The organism is Arcobacter sp. 15-2 (assembly GCF_047159865.1).
GTDB lineage: Bacteria > Campylobacterota > Campylobacteria > Campylobacterales > Arcobacteraceae > JAIOSF01.
The window spans coordinates 327,026-349,754 of the sequence record NZ_AP038804.1; the positions used below are offsets into that span (position 1 = coordinate 327,026).

Annotated in this window: 16 protein-coding genes, 2 tRNA genes, 3 rRNA genes and 1 pseudogene; 7 read left to right on the forward strand and 15 right to left on the reverse strand. The window is 31.0% G+C overall.

Annotated elements, in window-relative coordinates; genetic code table 11:
* Positions 1–90 (forward strand) — tRNA-Ser (locus ACMCMH_RS01705).
* Between the two features lie 136 nt (positions 91–226).
* Here ACMCMH_RS01705 and ACMCMH_RS01710 read toward each other — a convergent pair.
* From ACMCMH_RS01710 to ACMCMH_RS01720, 3 genes are all read right to left on the reverse strand, one after another.
* Positions 227–754, reverse strand: coding sequence for a terminase small subunit (locus tag ACMCMH_RS01710; RefSeq protein ID WP_412726481.1), 528 nt, complete (start codon positions 752–754; stop codon positions 227–229).
* A gap of 7 nt (positions 755–761) precedes the next feature.
* Entirely contained in the window at positions 762–1,064 is a 303-nt protein-coding gene (locus ACMCMH_RS01715; RefSeq protein ID WP_412726483.1) for a hypothetical protein, read from the reverse strand.
* A gap of 62 nt (positions 1,065–1,126) precedes the next feature.
* Complete coding sequence (locus ACMCMH_RS01720; RefSeq protein WP_412726485.1) at positions 1,127–1,498, reverse strand: hypothetical protein; 372 nt, start codon at positions 1,496–1,498, stop codon at positions 1,127–1,129.
* A 327-nt stretch (positions 1,499–1,825) separates the two neighbouring features.
* On the opposite strand from ACMCMH_RS01720, the gene ACMCMH_RS01725 reads away from it, so the two are divergent.
* From ACMCMH_RS01725 to ACMCMH_RS01745, 5 genes and pseudogenes are all read left to right on the forward strand, one after another.
* The gene (locus ACMCMH_RS01725) at positions 1,826–1,966 is read left to right on the forward strand and encodes a transposase (protein WP_412726487.1); all 141 of its coding nucleotides are present in this window, start codon (positions 1,826–1,828) and stop codon (positions 1,964–1,966) included.
* An 83-nt stretch (positions 1,967–2,049) separates the two neighbouring features.
* Positions 2,050–2,547, forward strand: a pseudogene (locus tag ACMCMH_RS01730) (IS3 family transposase); the annotation flags it as partial.
* 149 nt (positions 2,548–2,696) lie between these two features.
* Positions 2,697–3,194 (forward strand): restriction endonuclease, encoded by a 498-nt coding sequence (locus ACMCMH_RS01735; protein ID WP_412726489.1) that lies wholly within the window; start codon positions 2,697–2,699, stop codon positions 3,192–3,194.
* Between the two features lie 647 nt (positions 3,195–3,841).
* Positions 3,842–5,152 (forward strand): tyrosine-type recombinase/integrase, encoded by a 1,311-nt coding sequence (locus ACMCMH_RS01740; RefSeq protein WP_412726491.1) that lies wholly within the window; start codon positions 3,842–3,844, stop codon positions 5,150–5,152.
* Between the two features lie 1,082 nt (positions 5,153–6,234).
* Positions 6,235–7,911 carry a hypothetical protein gene (locus ACMCMH_RS01745; protein ID WP_412726493.1) on the forward strand — a complete coding sequence of 559 codons (1,677 nt, stop codon included), beginning with the start codon at positions 6,235–6,237 and terminating at the stop codon, positions 7,909–7,911.
* 672 nt (positions 7,912–8,583) lie between these two features.
* Here ACMCMH_RS01745 and ACMCMH_RS01750 read toward each other — a convergent pair.
* The 12 genes from ACMCMH_RS01750 to ACMCMH_RS01805 form a co-directional block, all read right to left on the reverse strand.
* The gene (locus tag ACMCMH_RS01750; protein WP_412726495.1) at positions 8,584–9,324 is read right to left on the reverse strand and encodes a YaaA family protein; all 741 of its coding nucleotides are present in this window, start codon (positions 9,322–9,324) and stop codon (positions 8,584–8,586) included.
* Positions 9,325–9,341: 17 nt separating this feature from the next.
* Entirely contained in the window at positions 9,342–10,169 is an 828-nt protein-coding gene (locus tag ACMCMH_RS01755) for a universal stress protein (protein WP_412726497.1), read from the reverse strand.
* Positions 10,170–10,229: 60 nt separating this feature from the next.
* Positions 10,230–11,423, reverse strand: a complete 1,194-nt coding sequence (locus ACMCMH_RS01760) for an SPL family radical SAM protein (protein WP_412726499.1) — start codon at positions 11,421–11,423, stop codon at positions 10,230–10,232.
* A gap of 1 nt (position 11,424) precedes the next feature.
* Positions 11,425–11,880: an iron-sulfur cluster assembly scaffold protein gene (locus tag ACMCMH_RS01765; protein ID WP_412726501.1), complete on the reverse strand. Its 456-nt coding sequence runs from the start codon at positions 11,878–11,880 to the stop codon at positions 11,425–11,427.
* A gap of 186 nt (positions 11,881–12,066) precedes the next feature.
* Positions 12,067–12,182: ribosomal RNA gene (gene rrf, locus ACMCMH_RS01770) — 5S ribosomal RNA — on the reverse strand.
* Between the two features lie 111 nt (positions 12,183–12,293).
* Positions 12,294–15,186, reverse strand: a 23S ribosomal RNA gene (locus ACMCMH_RS01775).
* 257 nt (positions 15,187–15,443) lie between these two features.
* Positions 15,444–15,519 (reverse strand) — tRNA-Ala (locus ACMCMH_RS01780).
* A gap of 174 nt (positions 15,520–15,693) precedes the next feature.
* Positions 15,694–17,211, reverse strand: a 16S ribosomal RNA gene (locus tag ACMCMH_RS01785).
* The 16S, 23S and 5S rRNA genes sit together here with 1 tRNA gene alongside, the layout of an rRNA operon.
* 479 nt (positions 17,212–17,690) lie before the next feature.
* A complete protein-coding gene (locus ACMCMH_RS01790) occupies positions 17,691–18,395 on the reverse strand; it encodes a peroxiredoxin (RefSeq protein WP_412726503.1) in 705 nt (234 codons plus the stop codon).
* Between the two features lie 257 nt (positions 18,396–18,652).
* Positions 18,653–18,712, reverse strand: a complete 60-nt coding sequence (locus ACMCMH_RS01795) for a GTP-binding protein (protein WP_412727991.1) — start codon at positions 18,710–18,712, stop codon at positions 18,653–18,655.
* A gap of 140 nt (positions 18,713–18,852) precedes the next feature.
* The gene (locus tag ACMCMH_RS01800) at positions 18,853–19,323 is read right to left on the reverse strand and encodes a hypothetical protein (RefSeq protein ID WP_412726505.1); all 471 of its coding nucleotides are present in this window, start codon (positions 19,321–19,323) and stop codon (positions 18,853–18,855) included.
* 213 nt (positions 19,324–19,536) lie between these two features.
* The gene (locus ACMCMH_RS01805; protein ID WP_412726507.1) at positions 19,537–21,153 is read right to left on the reverse strand and encodes a CTP synthase; all 1,617 of its coding nucleotides are present in this window, start codon (positions 21,151–21,153) and stop codon (positions 19,537–19,539) included.
* Between the two features lie 283 nt (positions 21,154–21,436).
* On the opposite strand from ACMCMH_RS01805, the gene ACMCMH_RS01810 reads away from it, so the two are divergent.
* The gene (locus ACMCMH_RS01810; protein ID WP_412726509.1) at positions 21,437–22,630 is read left to right on the forward strand and encodes a major outer membrane protein; all 1,194 of its coding nucleotides are present in this window, start codon (positions 21,437–21,439) and stop codon (positions 22,628–22,630) included.
* The last annotated feature ends 99 nt before the right edge of the window (positions 22,631–22,729 follow it).

Here is a 22,729-nt window from a genome sequence, read left to right on the forward strand (position 1 = left end):
GGACGAGTGGGTGAGTGGCTGAAACCACATCCCTGCTAAGGATGCGTACTGGTAACGGTACCGAGAGTTCGAATCTCTCCTCGTCCGCCACTAATAAACGCCTTGTTTAAAGGCTTCAAAGCATATAATCTAAAAATCTTACTACAACTTTTTACTACAAACGATTAAAATATACAACTTTTTTTATTTTTACTACTATTTACCTATAAAAATAAAAACTACCAAATTAATAATTAGAGTCAAACTCTTGTAATACATCTTTTGTAACTTGTTTATAATCTTCAATAAGTGCCGATAATGGAACTCCTAATTTTAAAGCTTCTTGTTTTGCTTCATCTTCTGTTAGCTCTTTAGTGTAAAAATCATCTAAAGTTCTTGTATTATAAATATCATCTATTGTTCCAACTTTATTATGATTATTTATATTGAGAGATATTTTATCATCTTGTATCACTCCACTTAGTTTATAGACAAGTTCAATAGCTCTTAATTTTGTACTATCTGTATCAGCACCAACTAAAATATTTTCTAATTGTTCATTTGCGACTATTGATAATCTTTTAAAATGATTTTGATTGTGTTCAGTTTCTAAGGTATGTATTTTCTTTACTATCCTTTCATCTTGTAATAACTCATAAGCTTTTGATTTAGAATAGCTCTCACTGTAACCAGCTTGGGAAGATGATTGTTTTATATCTCTTGTAATAATGTAGTTTTCACAAAATGCAATTTGTTTAGCTGTTAAATTACTCACTTATAACCTACCTTTTAAACTCTTCTAAAATATCATCATAATACTTATTGAGTGTTACATAAGCAACACCAGTTCTTTTATGTATTTGATACTTTGATACTTTCATATCTTCACTGTAAAGGCTTTTAATAGTTTCTTTGATAGATTGCTTTACTCTTTGAGTTTTAACAGTTCTTGCCGTTTGAAGTGTATCATTTGGGATTATTTTAAGTATAGTAATATTTTCTAACTCTTCATAAATAGATTTACTTCTATTTTTCATTAGTTCTTTTATCTTATAAAATAAATTATCTTCAATATCAATAATCATAAATAGCCTTTTTATAGTGTAATTATGATTATATTATACTATGAATTAGCTATTTGATATTGTTACTGCTTTGGTGTGAAAAAATCTTTAAAATTAACAAATGCCTTAATATTTTTTTTTGTTGGATTAACCAAATTATCAGTTATAAAAACTGCATTTAACTTAACTCTTAGATTGTAAATAATACTTGAACATACAAAAGCATTAGTATTATTATATTTGATATAAGTTTCAAATACTATTTTTGAATCTTCTTCTATCTTTTCTGTTTTTATATCAGCATTATATAATAGGCTTCTGTTAGTGTCATTCATTACTGCAGTATACAAAAATGTACACATACTTTCTGATGATTGTTTCCACATTTTTTCTTTCATTGTATCTGCAAGTGAAAGACTTAAACTTAAAAAAAGTAGCATTGATATTTTTAACATTAGTTTTCCTTTATTTATTATTTTTGATTAGAAACTTCTTTTTTATTAACTTCTTCTGATATTTTTGTAGGATATTTTACTTCTATAATTGTATTTATAATTGTAAGCACTATAAGGAACCAAAGAATCTTTTTCCAAATAGGTATTTCTTTATTGCTTCCTGCTTTGGCTTTTGTTTTATAGTTTGGATAATGCTCATTTATAAATGCTTTTACTTTAAATACATCTTCTGTAATATGTCTTTTTGCAATTACTGATCCGGCTACACTAATTCATACTTAGAATTTAAAGAAATTCTGAGCTAAAATAAGAATTAGTGAGGATAAAATGAGAAACAGTAAATACACAAGAGAATTTAAAGATTCAACAGTTCAACTTGTCATCAATAGTGAACAATCAGTTTTAAAAATAGCTAGTGATTTAGATATAAATCCAAAAACGGTTTATAGCTGGGTACGAGAATACTAGGTGCCCCTTGAGGGTATAAAATATGTAGGTGATATCATTCACAAAAATAAAACATATATTTAATATATTTTATTTCTGTTCTTATACCAACAAGTGAAGGATGGTTATATTTAGCTACTGTTATAGATTTATATTCAAGAAGAATAGTTGGATGGTCAATGATGGATGATAATATGTGCCCTGAAAGAAATGCCCTTGGGGTAAAAGTATCATTAGTAAATGATGCATTAAAAATGGCACTAAATACTAGACAACCATCAAAAGGCTTAATCTGGCATACTGATAGAGGAAGTCAATATGCATCTTATGAGCATAAGGATTTATTGAGAAAACATGGAATAATACAAAGTATGAGTCGGTCTGGTAATTGTTTAGATAATGCAGTTGCTGAAAGTTTTTTTCATACATTAAAAACAGAATTAACACATCACAAAATATATCATACAAAAGCACAAGCTAATCAAGATATATTTGAATATATAGAAGTTTTTTATAATAGGCAAAGATTACATGGTGCAAATTATAATTTATCTCCTGTTGAGTTTGAAAATAAAATGTTACATGTAGAAACGGCTGCTTAGAATTCTATTGCTCTGAGTATGATTTAGGGTTGACAGATCAGTTTACAAAAAGAAAAAGAGATAGAACACGGTTTAGAGAATGAACAAGATTTAGCTAAGAAAGTAGAAGAGCTTACTAAACGAATGGATATTATTGAAAAGGTTAAGTAATGATTCAAATTGAAGATATTTTAAAAAACATCCCAATATCAAATGAAATGATAGCATTGGTTTTATTTGCATTAATATTATCTTTGATATTTAAAAAACTTAAGAAATCAAGAATGTCACAAGATGAAAAAAATAAAAAAGGTGCAAAATATGAAATATATGTATCAAATCACTATAAAAATAAAGATTATACTTTAGATGAAAGAGGTGGTTTTGATGATGGAGGAATTGATTTAATTGCATATAAAAATAATCAGGTTCTTCTTATTCAATGTAAAAATTGGAATACTGAGAATTCTTTTAAAATTACAGAAAAAGATATAAGAGAATTTTATGGAGCTTGTCATTTTTATGTAGATGAAAACAATATACAAGATAAAGAAATAATATGTATTTATGTTATACCTGATAAAACTCTTTTAGCAAATAATACAATCAAATTATTTAAAAAACATTATTTAAAATGTAGATATGAGATAATTAACTATAATAAATAATGACAGGGGAGTGATTAATTCCCCCTTTTATTAATATATCTTAATCGCAAAGACTAAGAATATTAAAAGTAACATCATTATTTTGTTAAACACGGTTTACCCTTTCATAAGGCACTCCCAACCCAACACTTCCCACATACCTAAAAGGCAAAAAAAAAGGTAAGGTTTTACCCCTACCTAATCAGTGTCTTACTAGTAGGTAATCACTCCTACAAGTTAAACCGTGTATAACAATATAAAATTATAATATAATATTTTTATAATGTCAAGAGATATTATAAGCTTTGTACAACTGTACAAGAAATATAGTTATTTGTAGGTTATTAGCTAATAATTTATTTATTAAACCCTTTAGTTAAGGGATAACTATATTTTTAAAAAGAGTTCGAATCTCTCCTCGTCCGCCACTTAATCAACAAACCCCCTATTTATCGTATTTAAATAAAATAAATAATTCAGACAATATCACTTGTCCAACAAAATGTCCAACTTTCAAAAGAAGTGTCCAACATAAATACTTATATAAAAGAAAGAATAACTACTACTTTTCTAAAAGAATAAACAATATACCTTTTAAAATTTCTTTACATAGTAATAACCTAAATTATTGTATTATCCTAAGAAATAAAATATTGGAAAGTTTAGAATTGAATACAGAAAATAAAAATGTTCTTGATATGGTTATTAAGAATCTTAAAAAAGAAAGAAAAATTGTAGATAACTATAATACTGATTTGTCAAATAGTGAAGAATTTAGAAAAGAAAAAGAAAAAATTAATTCTACTCCTGATATAAATGAAAGAAAAGAATTAAGACAAAAACAAAAAACTCCTAAATTTTACTCAGAAGAAAATGACCCAATTGTAAAATTAGAAAAACTATCTAATAAAAAAGATAATATTGAAGACCACTTTGAACAATTAGAACAAAAACTATTAAGTAAAATCAATACACCTAATGAAACTATACAAAAAACACCACAAATAGAACCTATTAAAAAATCTTCTGATATATTTATCAATTTAGATAAATACTATAATAATTATATAGAACATAGAAAGAATTTTAATAAAATATCTGATAGTTCAATCAAAGGTTATAATGCATCTATGAAATATTTAAAATATTTTATAAATGAAAATACTATTTTTGATTTTAGATTCTTTAAAGATATTCAAAAGAAACTCCAAACACTCCCTAAAAACTTCTTTAAATACCCTAAATACTACCAAAAGACATATGAAGACCTATTATTACTAAAAGAAAAAGAAAACTATGAAACACTTAATACTAAAACAATAAATAATCATATCAACTCATATAGTTTATTTTTTAAATATCTAAAATATGAGGAAATTGTTGAAGACAACCCTCTAAATGATATTATTCCACTCAATGAAATAAAAGGAACTGTTAAAGAAGAATATTCTGACAATGAACTAAAACTAATATTTAATAGTGATATGGAAAAACCTTATCTAAATATGTGTAGAATTGCATTATATTGTGGATTAAGAATTGAGGAAGTATTATCTATTAAAAAAGATAATATTAAAGAAAATTTGATTCATATTGATTTAGAAGACACTTCAACAAAAAACCATCAAAGAATAATTCCAATTCATAAAAATATTATTGATACAATTGAAGACCAAATAAAGACAAATAAAGGTGTATTTTTGTTTTTCAATGGAAATGGTGGGAATGAAGTTAAAAACGTAGGAAAAAGACTTAATAGACGAATACAAGACGTAGTATCAAGTAAAATAAAAACCTATCATAGTTTTAGAAAGAATTTTAGTCAAGAAATTGAATTGGAAACAAATTCGGAAGAAAAAACAAAAACATATTTAATGGGTCATTCAAATAATAGTGTAACACATAATATTTACAATAGAGGAAAATTCAATATAAATAAATTAGTTGATTGTATAGACCAGATAACTTTTGAATACTAAAATCTATGTACAATTGATATAGGATAGATTTTTTAATAATTCTATCTCATACCATTTACTGATAGATTTTTATAAATTACTGATTATTTTAATAAAAAAACTGTTCCCTATATCAATATGACTGTAATTTAAAAAGTCTTATATATGCTAAATAATGACTTATTTATCTTTTTACTGTGAAACTGTCTAATGTTTTTAGTTTTTCCCCTTAATGGTCTTTTAAATGGTTATTTATAATATTAATTAGTTTTATTTTTCCCTCCCCCACAGCGTCACTAGTATATAAATTGTCATTTTTTATGGTTACATTTTTTTCTTAGAAAAAAAATACAAGAACTTTTACAAAGTTCTGTAAGAGAAGGAGAGAACAAAAAAACAAAATCGAACCCACCCCATAACTTACTTTTTTTATGAACGGTAATTTTAAAATAGTAATTCACTTTTTGAAAATTAGAATCTTACTTTTTTGAAAACTATTTTTTCAAACCCTTGAAAAATACTTATGAAAACCCTTTGAAAAATATTTTTCTTCAAAACCGTTAGGTTTTGTAGAAAATACTTTTTGCAAAGACTAGTGTTTTCAGAATACTTTTTTCAAGATAGTGTTTGAACAATACTTTGTTTTCAAAATAATATTCGTTATATTTTCAAAATTAATTACGGTAATTTTAAAATAGTGATTAAAAATAAGTAAAGTTTAGGGAAACGAAGTTTCCCTCTTGTACAACTTTACATCAATGAGCATCATCCAACCCCATCCCCCATACCTACTACAAGAACAAAAATCAATTTAATAAAAATATCTCTCATATCAATCTCACATAGATAAATAAAAATCAATATATAAGTGATATAGGGAACATATTTAGATAATTAATAAAAGGGTCTATTTTTAACTCATTCTCTTAAAATGATAAATATATCAAGATAAAAAAGTATTTATAGTAATTTCAACTAAAAACACCTATTTAGGGAATAAATACTCATTTACTCATAAATATAAAAAATGAATACAAAATATAGATTCAAATATAAAATTGATTTTTTAAATAAAAAAGAATTAAAAACTTTATAATGTAAATATGAAAACACAAGAAAAACGAATAATTGAGAACACTTTTACAAATACTACTGATATTGATAATAAGATAGAAAACCTTATATTGTCTAATGAAAATCAATGTATAACTACTCCTACAATTGAAAATGAAAAAAATGTAAAACCTAACACTCTTATAAAATTATTTGATAAAAAAATTGAAGAAAATTATAAAAATAAATCTCAAAAGCTATTAAAATATAAAATTTACAATTTATCAAAATTCAAAAATACAAAAACAAATGAGGTTTTTAATTCTGTTCATAAATATAAAGATCTATTTTGTTGGATTCCTGAATTTACTAAGAATGATAAACTTTCAAAACAACAAAAACAAAACAAAATGAAAGGATATAAACTTAATTCTAATGATTTAACCATTACAGGTGATAAAGGTCATTATTTGAAAGGTTTAGACAATATTAGAAGAAATAAAAATCATTCTAGGGTTAAATATACGGAATATAAAAACAATAAAGTTGATGAGGATGGTATTAAATTGAGAAAACCTTTTTTTCTAACATTTACAAACAATACACAACACCATTTTTTAAAAAAAGATTATGATAATAATGGTAAATATATTCACAATCCAAAATGTGGAAATAGAAATTTCGAGGACACAATTAGAGAAAGTTTAGAAAATCAAGTGAAGATTTGGAAATACTTTTTTAAAAATTTAAAAACACAATTGAAAAGAAATGGTTTAAATGAAAAGGTTGATTTTGTACGTGTATTTGAACAAACAACGGGACATTCTAATTTACATAGTCATATACTAGTATGGTGTGATAATGATGAAGAAAGTATCAAAGTTCTTAATAAGTCTTTTTTACAAACTGTAAAGAAATTTAAATTATATAAATGTGAATGTAAACCAGTTGAGGACAATGTTGAAGATTTAAACAAAAGAAATAAAAAATCTAGAAAAACAAGACATAAAACTTATAAAAAAGTAAATAGTCCAACTTCTTATATTACAAAATATATGTCAAAAGGGAATATTTCTTATTATGAAAAATATTTTTCTGATTTTAGATTCTTCTCGTGTTCTGGGTTTGAAAATACAACACAAAAGAAAATAGATGCACTTTATACTCACTTATCAAAATATGAACCTAAACTAATGGAAAGGTTTAAAAAATCTAAACTTCCCCTATATCTATCACTAGAAATGTATCTGGAAAAAAATATCACATTCTCATATAATGAAACTATAACTAACTCAGTGGATTTTTCTAAAATTAAAAAAGATAGTAATGAATTGAAAGAATTAAAACTAGAAAATTGGGAAACAATGGAAATACTAGAAAAAGAAAAAAACCCTATAAATTACTTAGAAAAACTATCAAAAACTAACATAGATAAAGAATTAATAAAAAAAGTTAATGATTTATATAATTCAATATCATTTTTCAATGTTAAAGATAATGATATTATCGAACAATTAACAATCAAACTAAAAGAAAATCTAATCTTTAATGAATTTGATATTATAAATCATATACAGGACAATATAGAAGATTATAAGAAATTAAGTCGAAACTATACTATTAAGTCTATATATGATAGAAAAACTAATATTAAGACTACAAAAGACTATGAATTATTAGAACCTCTATGTAATGACGAAATTATGAAAGAATTATGGGGAGTATAGATAGGTCTAATTGTTAAATAAACCTTTACCCTCTCTACCACTACATAGAAAGGGTTTTAGTAAAGGTATAGACGATGTGATGGTGTCTATTTTTTTAAACTGTTGAACATTGCTTTTATCTCTTCTTTAAAGAAGATTAGAGCTGTTGCGACGATAGGAAAAAATTCCATTACGCACCTCCGTGTAGGTTGATATCCCCCTGAACCCTATTAATTTACACCAAAAAAAAAGGTCTAAGTAAAATATACTTAAACCCTTAATTTACCAACCTACTTGGAGGTATTCAACATACCATTTTTAAGTTTAATCCATCACAATTAAACTACGCACTAGCTAAGACAGTCTTTTTACGTAAAGATATATTGACATATAAAAACTTAATATTATATTAATATTATAATAGTTAAACAAGTATAATATTTACAAAATTAATAAACTAAGGTAGTCTATCCTATAATATGTCCAACAAGTGTCCAACTTAATGGACTCAATAAAAAGGTACAACAATGTCAATAAACCCCTTAATTAAAGGGTTTAATGGTTATGTAGGAACTTGGAACGGTATCTCTCCTCGTCCGCCACTAATTTAAAATCAATTAATCTTAACAATTCATGATAATATTACACTATTTAATATCACTATATATTATTCTTTGTGACTTCAATATAGAGTTACACAATCTCCATCAGTAATGTTTTTATATTTTTTTTCTCATGTATCTCTTTCAGTTTAAGTCCTTCAATCTCTAAACTCATAAGTTCATCAAAAGTATCCACATTCTTCTCTGCCATAATTTTCAAAACTATTCCTCTGTATGCTTTAGCCCAATGACTGACTACTTTACCATCTTTGATAAACTTCATAGTCACATAAGGTTTTTTTATTGTATAAAATTTTTCATAATACCCTGCTCTTAAATCTAAAATATCTTCATCTTCTAAATAGTTGTCTAAAGTATCTGAAAAAAGATTTTTATAAAAACTTTCCAAAGCAAATGAACCTAATTTTTCACCTTGTTTGAGTTTGTAGTCAGGTAGACCTACATCGCCAGCAAGAACAACACCAAATAAATTTGAAAAAATCAATACATTTGTATCAATATATTTTTGAGATGATTCACTTAAAGATCCATACGACAAATAATCATAAGCAACACCATCATACCTTTGAATCACTTTCATAAGTTCATTTTGTGTTATATTATCAACATAATAGTCTATAACTTCCTGTTTTTTTGTTCCAAAAAGTTTTGCTCTTTGTTCATTTGTAGCAGAACTTATATATTGTTTATATTTATTTAGAACCTCTTCTCTAAAAGAAAAAAGTTCTGGAAAAATAAAACTATTTTTATTTATAGGTGATTCTTCACCACCTTTAAATTTTGCTTCACTTGGTGAAAAAAGTATTTTCATATTTATTGTCTCTTATTTTAAATTTTTGTAATCAAAACATCTTGATGTGAATGTTCAAGTAGATCAAAAGCAAAAAAGCTAAACACACCTGTTGTGTGCATTGCAATCATATCACACTTTTTTTCCAAAGCATATTGAGAAAATACTTCTGGACTTAATCCCTCATTGATAATAGAAATTTTTACTTTTCGTTTATCTATATTCAAATTTTCATAAAATTCATTTACATTTTCAATAGTTATATTTTTGATACTCTCTTGAAACGAATGTGTTTCAGTTTTATCCATACCATAAAAACTTAATCTTCTTTCAAATGGAACTAAATAACTATGTAAAATCTCGATATTAGCATTTGGAAAAAATGTATGAACATCATTTATATATTTTTTAGATTTATCAGACAAATCACTAGGAATCAGAATAGATTCAAAATCAAACACTTCTTTATTAGATTTTAATACCAAACAGGGAACATCAATCGATCTGACTATAGATTTTGTACTTGTTCCTAGTAAATCTTTCAAAATACTACTTCTTTCACCACTACTTCCTATTATTACTAAGGAAGCTTTTAATTCTTTTACATATTCTTCAATCCCATTTTCTAAACTATCTTCACGACAATGAAAATTTTCTCTTAATAATAAAGGCACTTTTTCTTGAATATGTAAAAAACAATTCTCGTATATGAGATCATTATTTTTAGTTATATCTGGAAAATTATTTTCTAAAATATGTACAACATGTACAGTGTCATTATCTGATTTTGCAAAAGATAAAGCTCTATTTATAATCTCAAAACTTCTTTGAGAAAAATCGGTTGCTACTACTATATTTTTTGTCATTTCAAATCCTCACACATTTAATAGTTTTATTCTATTATATCATGTTCATCTAAATTTGGTTTAAGATTTTGCTAATTTATTATTTATTTTTCCTAAATAACTACTTTTCATATACGATTCCATCTCATCGTTGTTTTTGTATTCATATCCAAAAACATCTTTCCATAAACTATGTGCTTCCATACACATGTAAAAATAAACTTTCTCATGCCATAAATTAAAACTATTATAACAATGTTTAAACATCTCTTTTTTTGTTTCAATACTGTATGATTGTTTCCCATTGATTGTTTCAAAAGGCATTTGCAAAATCTTTGTTTTCATCTCTCTTTGTCTAAGCTGCTTTATTACAGGCTTAATAAATGTCAAAGTTCCCATAGAGATAAAAACAACTTCATCACTTGTGAACTCATTTTGTAATCTTCTATATACTTCGCCATATTCATCAAGATAATTTTTATATTGTACAATTGGATGAAAATGAAACCCTACAAGTACTCCTTTATCTGCTAAAGTTCGTGCAGCATTAATTCTTTTATCTAATGATGCGGTTAGATGTTCTTCGTTGTCAATAATTGTCTGCGTATTTAAACTCCAAGAACAAATTATATTTGATGGGACATCATTTTCTAGGAAATATTCTATATTATGAGATTTTGTTTTAAACTCTAAAATTACATTTGGGTTTTTTCTTGCAAATTCAAAAAGAGAATCTAATATTCCATCACGATTTCCCCACATCAAACTGTCACTACTTTGACCTGTACCTATGTGATAAGTTTGATTTGGATCTAGTTGAAGATTTTCTAATTTTTTCTTAAAATCTTTATCAATTCCTACTTTATTTTGATTGTAAAAGCTTTGTATAGAACAATAACTACAATCAAATCCACATGATTCTACAGCATCTAAAGTAAGTAAATTACAACATCTAGTTCCTTCACTAGCTACAGGACAAGCACCTAAACCTATACCTTTTTTTTCTATCTTACTAAAACTATATTTACGAACATCATATTTGACTTCTTTAAAATCATCATAATCATTGAGTTTATTTTTCAAAGTTGTATGTATAGAAACATAGTAATCAAATATTTTTTTAGTAAGTTGTTTATCTTTGTAATTTTCTAAATAGAAATCAGGAAATATCTCTTCAAAAGATTTTTCATTCCACATGATAAAATCTTTTTTTATATTTGTAAGAATATTCTTTTGTGAAAAAGTAAAATTATATTTCTCTATAATTGATAACAACTTATTTACTCTCTTCTAAATTTAAAGGAATAGTAAAAACATCTTCATCCATATTTTTCATTTTATTTTCTCTATTTATTAAAGATGCTCTAAATGCATTTAACACCATACTTGAATTTAGCTTTTGACTAAATGGTACATCTAAAATCTTTTCTTCCATCAACATGAGTGATTTTAACGCATTCTCTAAACTATCACCCTTTATCATCTCTGTAAATAATGATGCTGAAAGAGAACTATCCTGATTTGCATTGCAGCCATAACTAATATCTTCCAAAATATTTTGATCACTGACTTTAATAAAAACCATTAAAAACTCTTTTGTCATCTCATTGAGGCATTTACCCACACCTGATGCATCTTTCATCTCACCATAATTTCTAGGATTCGCCATATGGGAGAAAATTTCTGCATTTATCGCTTCTAATTGTTCATTGTTTTGTATTGTTTTTTCCATAAATGAATTGTAGCTAACTGTTGATAAATATGAACTAACAATAAAGAAGTAGCAATAAAAAGATAAAGAAAAAGAAAAATAAAGATACAGAATAAAAAAATAAAGAAATAAAAAGTAGTCAAAGAGAAAAAAAAAGTAATAAGAAATAGGAAGATAGAAAAAACGAGCAAAAAAAAACATCTTAGAAGTTGGCGGCGACCTACGTTTCCACAAGGGGACCCTGCAGTATTATCGGCGATGAGGAGCTTGACTGCCAGGTTCGAAATGGAACTGGGTATGACCTCCTCTCAATAACCACCAACATCTAAGATGTTGATTTGAGAATATTAAAGTTAAAGTCTTTGTATAAAAATACGATTATAATACTTATCAGTTATTATACTTAATAAGATAGTAAACTAAAGAATAAGTTTAAAAATAAGCCAAACGATCTATTAGTAATAGTCAGCTGAATGCATTACTGCACTTACACATCTATCCTATCAACCAGCTAGTCTTGCTGGGATCTTCAGGGAAAGTTCATCTTGGAGTTGGCTTCGTGCTTAGATGCTTTCAGCTCTTATCTCATCCGTAGGTAGCTACCCAACGATGCTCTTGGCAGAACAATTGGTACACTAGTGCTACGTTCACCCCGGTCCTCTCGTACTAGGGGCAAATCTCCTCAACTTTCCTACGCCCACGGAAGATAGGGACCGAACTGTCTCACGACGTTCTGAACCCAGCTCGCGTACCGCTTTAAATGGCGAACAGCCATACCCTTGGGACCTGCTTCAGCCCCAGGATGCGATGAGCCGACATCGAGGTGCCAAACCTCCCCGTCGATGTGAGCTCTTGGGGGAGATCAGCCTGTTATCCCCGGCGTACCTTTTATCCTTTGAGCGATGGCCCTTCCACACAGAACCACCGGATCACTATGACCGACTTTCGTCTCTGCTCGACATGTATGTCTTACAGTCAGGCTGGCTTATGCCATTATACTCAACATCCGATTTCCAACCGGATTGAGCCAACCTTTGTAAGCCTCCGTTACTTTTTAGGAGGCGACCGCCCCAGTCAAACTACCCACCATACATTGTCCTGAAACAAGATAATTGTTCCCAGTTAGCTATCAGAATATTCAAGGGTGGTATCTCAAGGATGACTCCCTATGTACTTGCGTCCATAGATCATAGTCTCCCACCTATCCTGCACATGAATATCCCAATAGCAGTGTAAAGCTATAGTAAAGGTGCACGGGGTCTTTCCGTCTTTCCGCGGGTAGGAGGAATTTTCACCTCCACTACAATTTCACTGGATCCCTGGTTGAGACAGCTCCCATCTCGTTACGCCATTCATGCAGGTCGGTATTTAACCGACAAGGAATTTCGCTACCTTAGGACCGTTATAGTTACGGCCGCCGTTTACTCGGGCTTCGATCAAATGCTTCGCTTACGCTGACATCATCAATTAACCTTCGAGCACCGGGCAGGCGTCACACCTTATACATCCTCTTGCGAGTTAGCAAAGTGCTGTGTTTTTGGTAAACAGTCGGGAGGGACTCTTTGTTGCAACCTCTCAAGCTTTCGGGAGTAAATCCCTAATACCTAAGTAGGCACACCTTCTACCGAAGATACGGTGCTAGTTTGCAGAGTTCCTTAACCAGGGTTCTTCCACGCGCCTTAGAATACTCATCCCACCTACCTGTGTCGGTTTACGGTACGGGTTATAATAGATATGCTTAGTGGCTTTTCTTGGCACGACAGTATCATCGATTCCAAACGCTATCCGAAGATTTTGTTCGGCCTGTAAGATCTCGGTCGAGTGTAGCACGGATTTGCCTATGCTACAACCTACATCCTTCGACCAGCTATTCCATCAGCCAGCTCGATTAACTCTATGCGTCCCCACATCACGCTCTATTATAAGTATAGGAATATTAACCTATTTGCCATCGTCTACCCCTTTCGGACTCGACTTAGGACCCGACTAACCCTACGATGACGAGCATCGCGTAGGAAACCTTGGGTTTTCGGCGTTAAAGATTCTCACTTTAATTATCGCTACTCATGCCTGCATGCTCACTTCTATCCGCTCCACCACTCCTCACCGGTATGGCTTCAATGCTGAATAGAACGCTCTCCTACCACTACAGTAAACTGTAATCTAAAGCTTCGGTGCGTACTTTAGCCCCGTTATATTTTCCGCGCAGAATCACTAGACCAGTGAGCTGTTACGCTTTCTTTAAAAGATGGCTGCTTCTAAGCCAACTTCCTGGTTGTCACAGTAACTCCACATCGTTTTCCACTTAAGTACGACTTAGGGACCTTAGCTGTTAGTCTGGGTTGTTCCCCTCTCGACATAGGATTTTATCACCCTACGCCTGACTGCCATGGTAAAGTATATAGTATTCGAAGTTTGATAGGGTTTGGTACCGCGGTAAGCAGCCCTAGCCCATTCAGTGCTCTACCCCTTTATTCTAATTTACATGACGCTATACCTAAATATATTTCGGAGAGAACCAGCTATCACGAAGTTTGATTGGCCTTTCACCCCTATCCACAAGTCATCCGAGCACTTTTCAACGCACACCGGTTCGGTCCTCCACTGGCTCTTACACCAGCTTCAACCTGCTCATGGATAGATCACTTCGTTTCGGGTCTGCAGCATATGACTAATTCGCGCTATTCACACTCGCTTTCGCTACGGCTTCGTACTTGACTTAACCTTGCCATATACCACAACTCGCAGGCTCATTATGCAAAAGGCAGTCCGTCACCCTGTACAAGACATAGGGCTCCGAATGATTGTAAGCTAATGGTTTCAGGTTCTATTTCACTCCCCTCACTGGGGTACTTTTCACCTTTCCCTCACGGTACTTGTGCACTATCGATCTATAAGTAGTATTTAGAGTTGGAGGGTGGTCCCCCCATATTCAGTCAAAATATCACGTGTTCCGACCTACTCGTTCATTATCTTAGTTCCACATAAAAGTTTTCATATACGAGGCTTTCACTCTGTATCGCGTAGCATTCCAACTACTTCTACTAACTAATATGCTAAATATAACCGCTCTAATCCGTTTTCGCTCGCCGCTACTAACAGAATCTCAATTGATTTCTCTTCCTTCAGGTACTGAGATGTTTCACTTCCCTGAGTTCGCCTCTAGATAAATCTAGATAATATAATTCTCATTATACTGGGTTGTCCCATTCGGAAATCACTGGATCAAAGCTTCTTGACAGCTCCCCAATGCTTATCGCAGTCTAGTACGTCCTTCATCGCCTCTTATAGTCTAGGCATCCACCATTAGCCCTTAATAGCTTATTTGATAAATTAAAGTTCAAATACATATATTACAAGTAATATATGATTTAACACTTATGTTGTTATGATTATTCTTTAGCTACTATCTTATTAAATATAATAATTTATATATAATTAAATAGTATTATAAAATTGTATTTTTATTTTCTTTCTTAGAAAAAATAAAGACTTTAACAGTAAATTGTAAAATAACTTTTGATTCCGTAAAATCAAATATAAATACTTCTTTTTAAGTACTTATATTTAAGTTTAGTAAAACATGGTGGAGAATAGCGGGATCGAACCGCTGACCTCCTACGTGCAAGGCAGGCGCTCTCCCAGCTGAGCTAATTCCCCATGTAGTGACCTATTTGTTTGTTAATAAATATTTATAATTTAAAGATTATTATAATCTTTATAAACTAGATACAAGACTCTTCGTCTCCAAGTAAACTTTGTTTACTTGAATTTGTTGCTTTGAACAACTTATTTTCTAATGATTAATCAAACGAATGATTAATTATATCTTTGAAAGGAGGTGATCCAACCGCAGGTTCTCCTACGGTTACCTTGTTACGACTTCACCCTAGTTACTAAATCCACTGTGGAAGGTAGCTATTTTAGCATCCCCGCTTCGAATGAATTCAATTCCCATGGTGTGACGGGCGGTGAGTACAAGACCCGGGAACGTATTCACCGTAGCATTGCTGATCTACGATTACTAGCGATTCCAACTTCAAGTAGTCGAGTTGCAGACTACTATCCGAACTGGGAGATATTTTATGAGATTTGCTCCACTTCACAGTATCGCTGCTCTTTGTATACCCCATTGTAGCACGTGTGTAGCCCTGGCCGTAAGGGCCATGATGACTTGACGTCGTCCTCACCTTCCTCCTGGTTACCCAGGCAGTCTGTCTAGAGTCCTCAGCCGAACTGTTAGTAACTAAACACGAGGGTTGCGCTCGTTGCGGGACTTAACCCAACATCTCACGACACGAGCTGACGACAGCCGTGCAGCACCTGTATATAAGCTCTAGTAAACTAGCACTCTTCTATCTCTAAAAGATTCTTATTATGTCAAGGCCAGGTAAGGTTCTTCGCGTATCGTCGAATTAAACCACATGCTCCACCGCTTGTGCGGGTCCCCGTCTATTCCTTTGAGTTTTAATCTTGCGACCGTACTCCCCAGGCGGCACACTTACTGTGTTAACTGCATTACTGCTATGTCTAGCATAGCAACAACTAGTGTGCATCGTTTAGGGCGTGGACTACCAGGGTATCTAATCCTGTTTGCTCCCCACGCTTTCGCATCTCAGCGTCAATAATGTTCCAGTAGATCGCCTTCGCAATCGGTATTCCTTCTGATCTCTACGGATTTTACCCCTACACCAGAAATTCCATCTACCTCTCCCATATTCTAGGTCTGCAGTTTTGGAAGCAGTTCTATGGTTAAGCCATAGGATTTCACTTCCAACTTACAAACCAGCCTACATGCTCTTTACGCCCAGTGATTCCGAGTAACGCTTGCACCCCCCGTATTACCGCGGCTGCTGGCACGGAGTTAGCCGGTGCTTATTCATATGATACCGTCATTATCTTCTCATATAAAAGGAGTTTACGCACCGAAATGTGTCATCCTCCACGCGGCGTTGCTGCATCAGAGTTTCCTCCATTGTGCAATATTCCCCACTGCTGCCTCCCGTAGGAGTCTGGACCGTGTCTCAGTTCCAGTGTGACTGATCATCCTCTCAAACCAGTTAGGCGTCATTGTCTTGGTGAGCCATTACCTCACCAACTAACTGATACCGTACAGTCCCATCCCAAAGCTATAAATATTTCCCTTGCTTACTTATGTAATAAAGGCATATAGAGCATTACAAGTCGTTTCCAACAATTATTCTCTTCTTTGGGGCAGGTTAACTATATATTACTCACCCGTGCGCCACTTAGCTGACAATATTAGCAAGCTAATATCCGTTCTCGTTCGACTTGCATGTGTTAGGCACGCCGCCAGCGTTCACTCTGAGCCAGGATCAAACTCTCCATAAATAAGTATAAAAGCTTACGCTTTTATACTTTGGTGTTTAATCTTGACTTTTAAGTATTTACCTAAAAATCACTAAGTCTATTTAAAGACTTAATTATATTATTAGTGTTTTAAAATTAAAACTCTAAGTTTATAGACGAAGATTATATATTTATAGTAAACTATAAATACTCTTCTTGTATCTAGTTTATAAAAATTACTCTCATAATTCTTTTAAACTTGATTTATTTATCAACATTATATTTTTTAAAGATCATACATTTTTTAAGCTTTTTAACTTCAAATCTCTTTGCGTTTGTCTGCTTGTTTTGTGGATGGGATTATAATAGGTTTTTTCTTTATTGTCAAGAGTTTTTTCTTAAAATAAGTTTAAATTTTTGAATTCTTTTTTCTTGGAGATCTTTAGCAGAATATGAATTATTTAACAAGTCCTTTATTTAAGGAGCTTATTAAATATTTATAGGGTTTATAGTTTACTTTATTAAGATAAAATTTCTTCAATAGTAATATAATCACCAACTCTACCAGTCATTTTTTCCACATCTGTATTTACTGGAAGTGTTCTTTTACCTGGAACCCATCCTGCTGGACAAACTTCACCTGTAGCTTCTGCATGCTGCCAAGCTCTTACCTGTCGTAAAAATTCATTTACATTTCTTCCTACCATTGGAGCCTGTACTTCTTGTGCTACTACTGTTCCTTCTGGATTGATTAGAAATCTTCCTCTTAAAGCAATTCCTTCTTCTTCAATCATAACACCAAATGCTCTTGAAGTTGCACCTGTAGTATCTGCACCTATTGTTAATTTTAGTCCTTCTAATAATGGCTCGGTTTCTACAAATCTTTTGTGAGAAAATTTTGTATCTGTTGATACTGCTAAAATCTCTACACCTAATTCTTGAAATTCGTCATATTTTGCATTCATTGCTGCTATTTCAGTTGGACAAACAAAAGTAAAATCTGCTGGATAAAAACAAACTACTGACCATTTACCTTTATAGTCTTCACTTGATACTTCTTGATAGTGACCTGTTTTTGCGTTGTACGCGTCCATTTTAAACTCTGGTGCTTTTCTTAATACTAATGATGATGACATATTATTTTCCTTTTTTGTTGGTATGTTTTCTTCTGATGAAGCAACTGTTTCATTTTTTTCAATTGGTTTTGATCCTGTATCGCAAGCCATATTGTTTCCTTTTTTTTAACTGGTAGAAGTATATCTAAAGGATAATAATTATCCTTTAGATATTTTAATTATAATCTTTTATTAATCTTATTATAAGATATAGTATTATTATAAAATAGCATCTGCTGCTCTTAACTGTCCTGCTAAACTACAACATACACAACCTTCATCTATCTCTACCATCGAATACTCATAATCTAATAATTTTGAATCTAAGCCTATTTCCCCTACATAACGATTTTCTTGCGTTTCATACTCTATAATGTTTGAAGAAAACTTGTCTTTCCTGAACCTAAAAATCCAGCTACAACAATCAATCTTTACATCATATCATGTACCTGACTTCAAAAAATAATAAAGTAAACTATTTTCTTTTTGATTTAAAGACTCTTGATAACCTACTTGTAAATTTAACTCATAATTAAATGAATCTTTTTGAAATAATCTATTTCCCTTCTTATCCTAATGAAATAACTAGATCATCATATTTAGGATCCCAATCCTCAAAAGGGGAAATATGTAAGCCACCATAAATTCCATACATTTTATCATTATCATATTTGAGTTCAGTGTATACTGTGTTTGCAAATTTTATAATTCCTTGGTGACAACATCCTGTAATACTAACAAGACCTTTATCTTGCACATTTACATATAAAGATTGTTCCCAAAAAACACGACAAATAATTGGTACTGCAAACACATATGTTGCAAAATCTGGTTCTATTTCATATAAACCATTTTTTGCAACGATTAATTCTCCTGTATGTCCTGAGTCTTTAATGTATTGTAACCTTTCTTCATAAAATCCTTCAGGGATAATCACTTTAAAATTTGGATTATATTTCGTTGAAACAGGAAATCCCCAAAAATGGTCAAAATGTTCATGGGTCATGATTAAAGTATCTATCTCGCCACTTTCTAACATCTAGTCTTTCAACTTCAACTAAAGCAGAATATTCAATTGCAAGTTCTCTTCCATTAAATACTTCTTAAATTTTTTATGTACATATTACATAATAATTATATGTACTAATAAAAATAAGATGAACTTATGAACTATAATTTAAGACAAAAATAAGTTTAAAAAAAAGCTTACAGTTAACTGTAAGCTTTTTAATCATTGGAATAAAAATATAAGTTATCTATTTTCTAATGCACTCTTTACAAAATCAAATATGATAGGATTTGGTGTTTGTAATGAACTTGTAAATTCAGGATGAAACTGAACACCTACAAACCAAGGATGATCTTTGATCTCTACAACTTCTATAAGTCCATTTGACTCACCAGTAATATGCATACCATTTTTTTCTAGTACTTCTTTATACTCAGGATTTGCTTCATATCTGTGTCTATGTCTTTCATGAGAAATACCTTTCCCATAAGCAGCTTCAAGATGACTTCCTTTTTTAGACGCAAAAGGATACGCTCCAAGTCTAAGTGTTCCACCCATAGGTGACTTATGTGTTCTTATTTGTTTATCACCTGTTGTGTCTAAGAATTGTTCTATAAGATAAATAGCAGGTTCTTTTGTATCTTTATCAAACTCTACACTTGTAGCATCTTTTATACCAACTACATTTCTAAGATACTCTATAATAGATAATTGCATACCTAAACAGATACCTAAATAAGGTACTTTATTTTCTCTTGCAAATTGAATAGCTTGAATTTTACCCTCAACACCTCGTTCACCAAATCCACCAGCAACTAAGATACAGTCACTATCACCAACAATCTCTTCGGCACCTTTTTCCTCTATATCTTCACTATCACACCAGTTGATGTTGATTTTTGTATTTAGATGTGCTCCACTATGAATAAGAGCTTCTGTTAAAGACTTGTATGCTTCTTTTAACTCTAAATATTTACCTACAAATGCTACTGTCATCTCATTTTTTGGTGCAATTATATGTTTTACTAAATTATCCCACTCATCCATATCAGGATTCATATCATCTAATTCAAAATGCTTAGCAATCGATTTTAAGATACCATCATTTAAAAACTTCATCGGAATTTGATAGATTGTTTTAGCGTCACCTGCTTCGATAACTGCATCTTCATCTACATCACAAGAGTATGCAAGTTTTCTTTTTAACGCTAAAGGAAGTTTTTGTTCTGTTCTACATACAAGCATATGAGGCATGATACCTATTCTTCGTAACTCTTGAACAGAGTGTTGTGTAGGTTTTGTTTTTAGTTCACCTGCTGCTGCTATATATGGGATAAGCGTTACATGAATATTCATAGTAGTTGTTTTAGGGTTTTCGTGTCTTACTTCTCTTACTGCTTCCATAAAAGGTAAGCCCTCTATATCTCCAACAGTTCCCCCTAGTTCCACTATCAAAAAGTCATGCCCTTTTCCTGCTGCGTAGATTCTATTTTTTATCTCATCTACAATATGTGGAATAACTTGAATAGTTTGACCTAAGTATCCACCTTCTCTCTCTCTTTGGATTACCGAGCTATATACTTGACCTGTAGTAAAATTGTTCATCTTCCCTAGTGTCTTATCAATAAATCTTTCGTAGTTACCCAAGTCAAGATCTGTTTCTGCACCATCATCTGTAACAAATACTTCTCCGTGTTCTAGTGGACTCATTGTTCCTGGGTCTACATTTAAGTATGGATCTATTTTTAACATACTTACATTAAAATTACTTTGCTTTAAAAGTGCTGCTATACTAGCACTTGTAATACCTTTTCCTAAACTACTTAAAACTCCACCTGTAACAAAAATGTATTTAGTCATGTTATCCCTTATATTTATCATTAATTATAAGGCGATTATATAAAATCTATGCTAAATATATGCTTTTGAAACATTCGACTCATCACAAAGGTAGATAATTGTTATACATAATATTAAATATAGCTTAATGTAACCGTATTGTTACCTTTAATTATATCAATTAAGTAAAATTTAAGAATAGCTTTGTAGAATTATCGCATAACATTGTGTAGGGATCGTTTACTCAAGGTAAATTTTGTACTCATAACTGTTAAATTTCGGAATTTAAAATAAAAGGATTAAAATGAAAAATACTATTAAAATGAGTCTTGCTGCTGCTGTTGCAGTTGCTGGATTAACTTCAAATGTTGCTGCGAAACCACTAGAAGAGGCAATCAAAAATGTTGATATCTCTGGATCTGTAGTATACAGATACAATGACTATGGTGATGATGAAAACTCAAAAAACAAAACAGATAATAACTATAAAATTGCTACAAGCTTAAAATCTAAAGTAAATGACTATGTAACTGCAACTGTAAGAGTTGTAACAGGTACAGGTATTACTTCAGGAAATAGTTTTGCAACATTACCTAGTGATTCAGCAAATGATGCAAATCCAAGTTTACATGTAACACAAGCTAATTTTACAGTTAAAACTGATGTTGCTACTGTTATCGCTGGTAAACAAGGTTTAACTACTCCATGGACTGTTGCCATAGATTCTGATTCTGAAGAACAAACAGGTACAGGTCTTTTAGCTTTAGTTCCAGCTGGTCCTGTAACTATTGCTGCTGCATACTTTAATCAAACAAACTTAGACCAAGCAACAGCTAAAATTGCTGCAAACGCAATTAATCAAGCTGCAGTTAATTCAGCTATGGCAGGTGCAAATATTGCAACTGTTGGTGTGATGGGAACTGTTGGTCCTGTAGCTCTAGATGCATGGTACTTAGACTTAGATGATGTATTCTCTTCATATACTGTTGGTGCTAAAGCAACTGTAGACATGTTTACAGCTGAATTAAGATATGCTGCGTTAGAAATTGAAGATAAAGCAACTGCGGGAGTAATGAATCATGGTAATGAAGTAGACAATAATATTATTATTGCTAAATTAGGCGCTAAAATGGATGCATTCTCTGCATACTTACAATATGCTAAGACAGATAAAGATGGTGGTTTAACTGCTTTAGATTCTGATGCAAAAACAACTATGACAGGATGGAATACAAATATTCATAATAAAGCTGATGCTGACTATTTCAGAGTTGGTGCTGGTATGGATGTAATGTCTGGACTAAATGTATCTCTTAACTATGCAGATTTAGATTATGCAAATGATTCAGAAGAAACAGAATTATATACACAAATCACTCACAAAATGGGTACAAACCTTGTTACTTATGTAAGACTTGGTACTTATGAAGTAGAAGTAGATGGTGATGATACTGTTGATGCTACTGCTGGTAGACTTCAAGTTGAATACAAATTCTAGTCAGAATTTAGGATAAAACTTAAAAAAGGTTGGAGTAAAATCCAACCTTTTTTTATGGATAAAGTAGTCTAAAAATATATTGCTTAGACCACTTTAAAA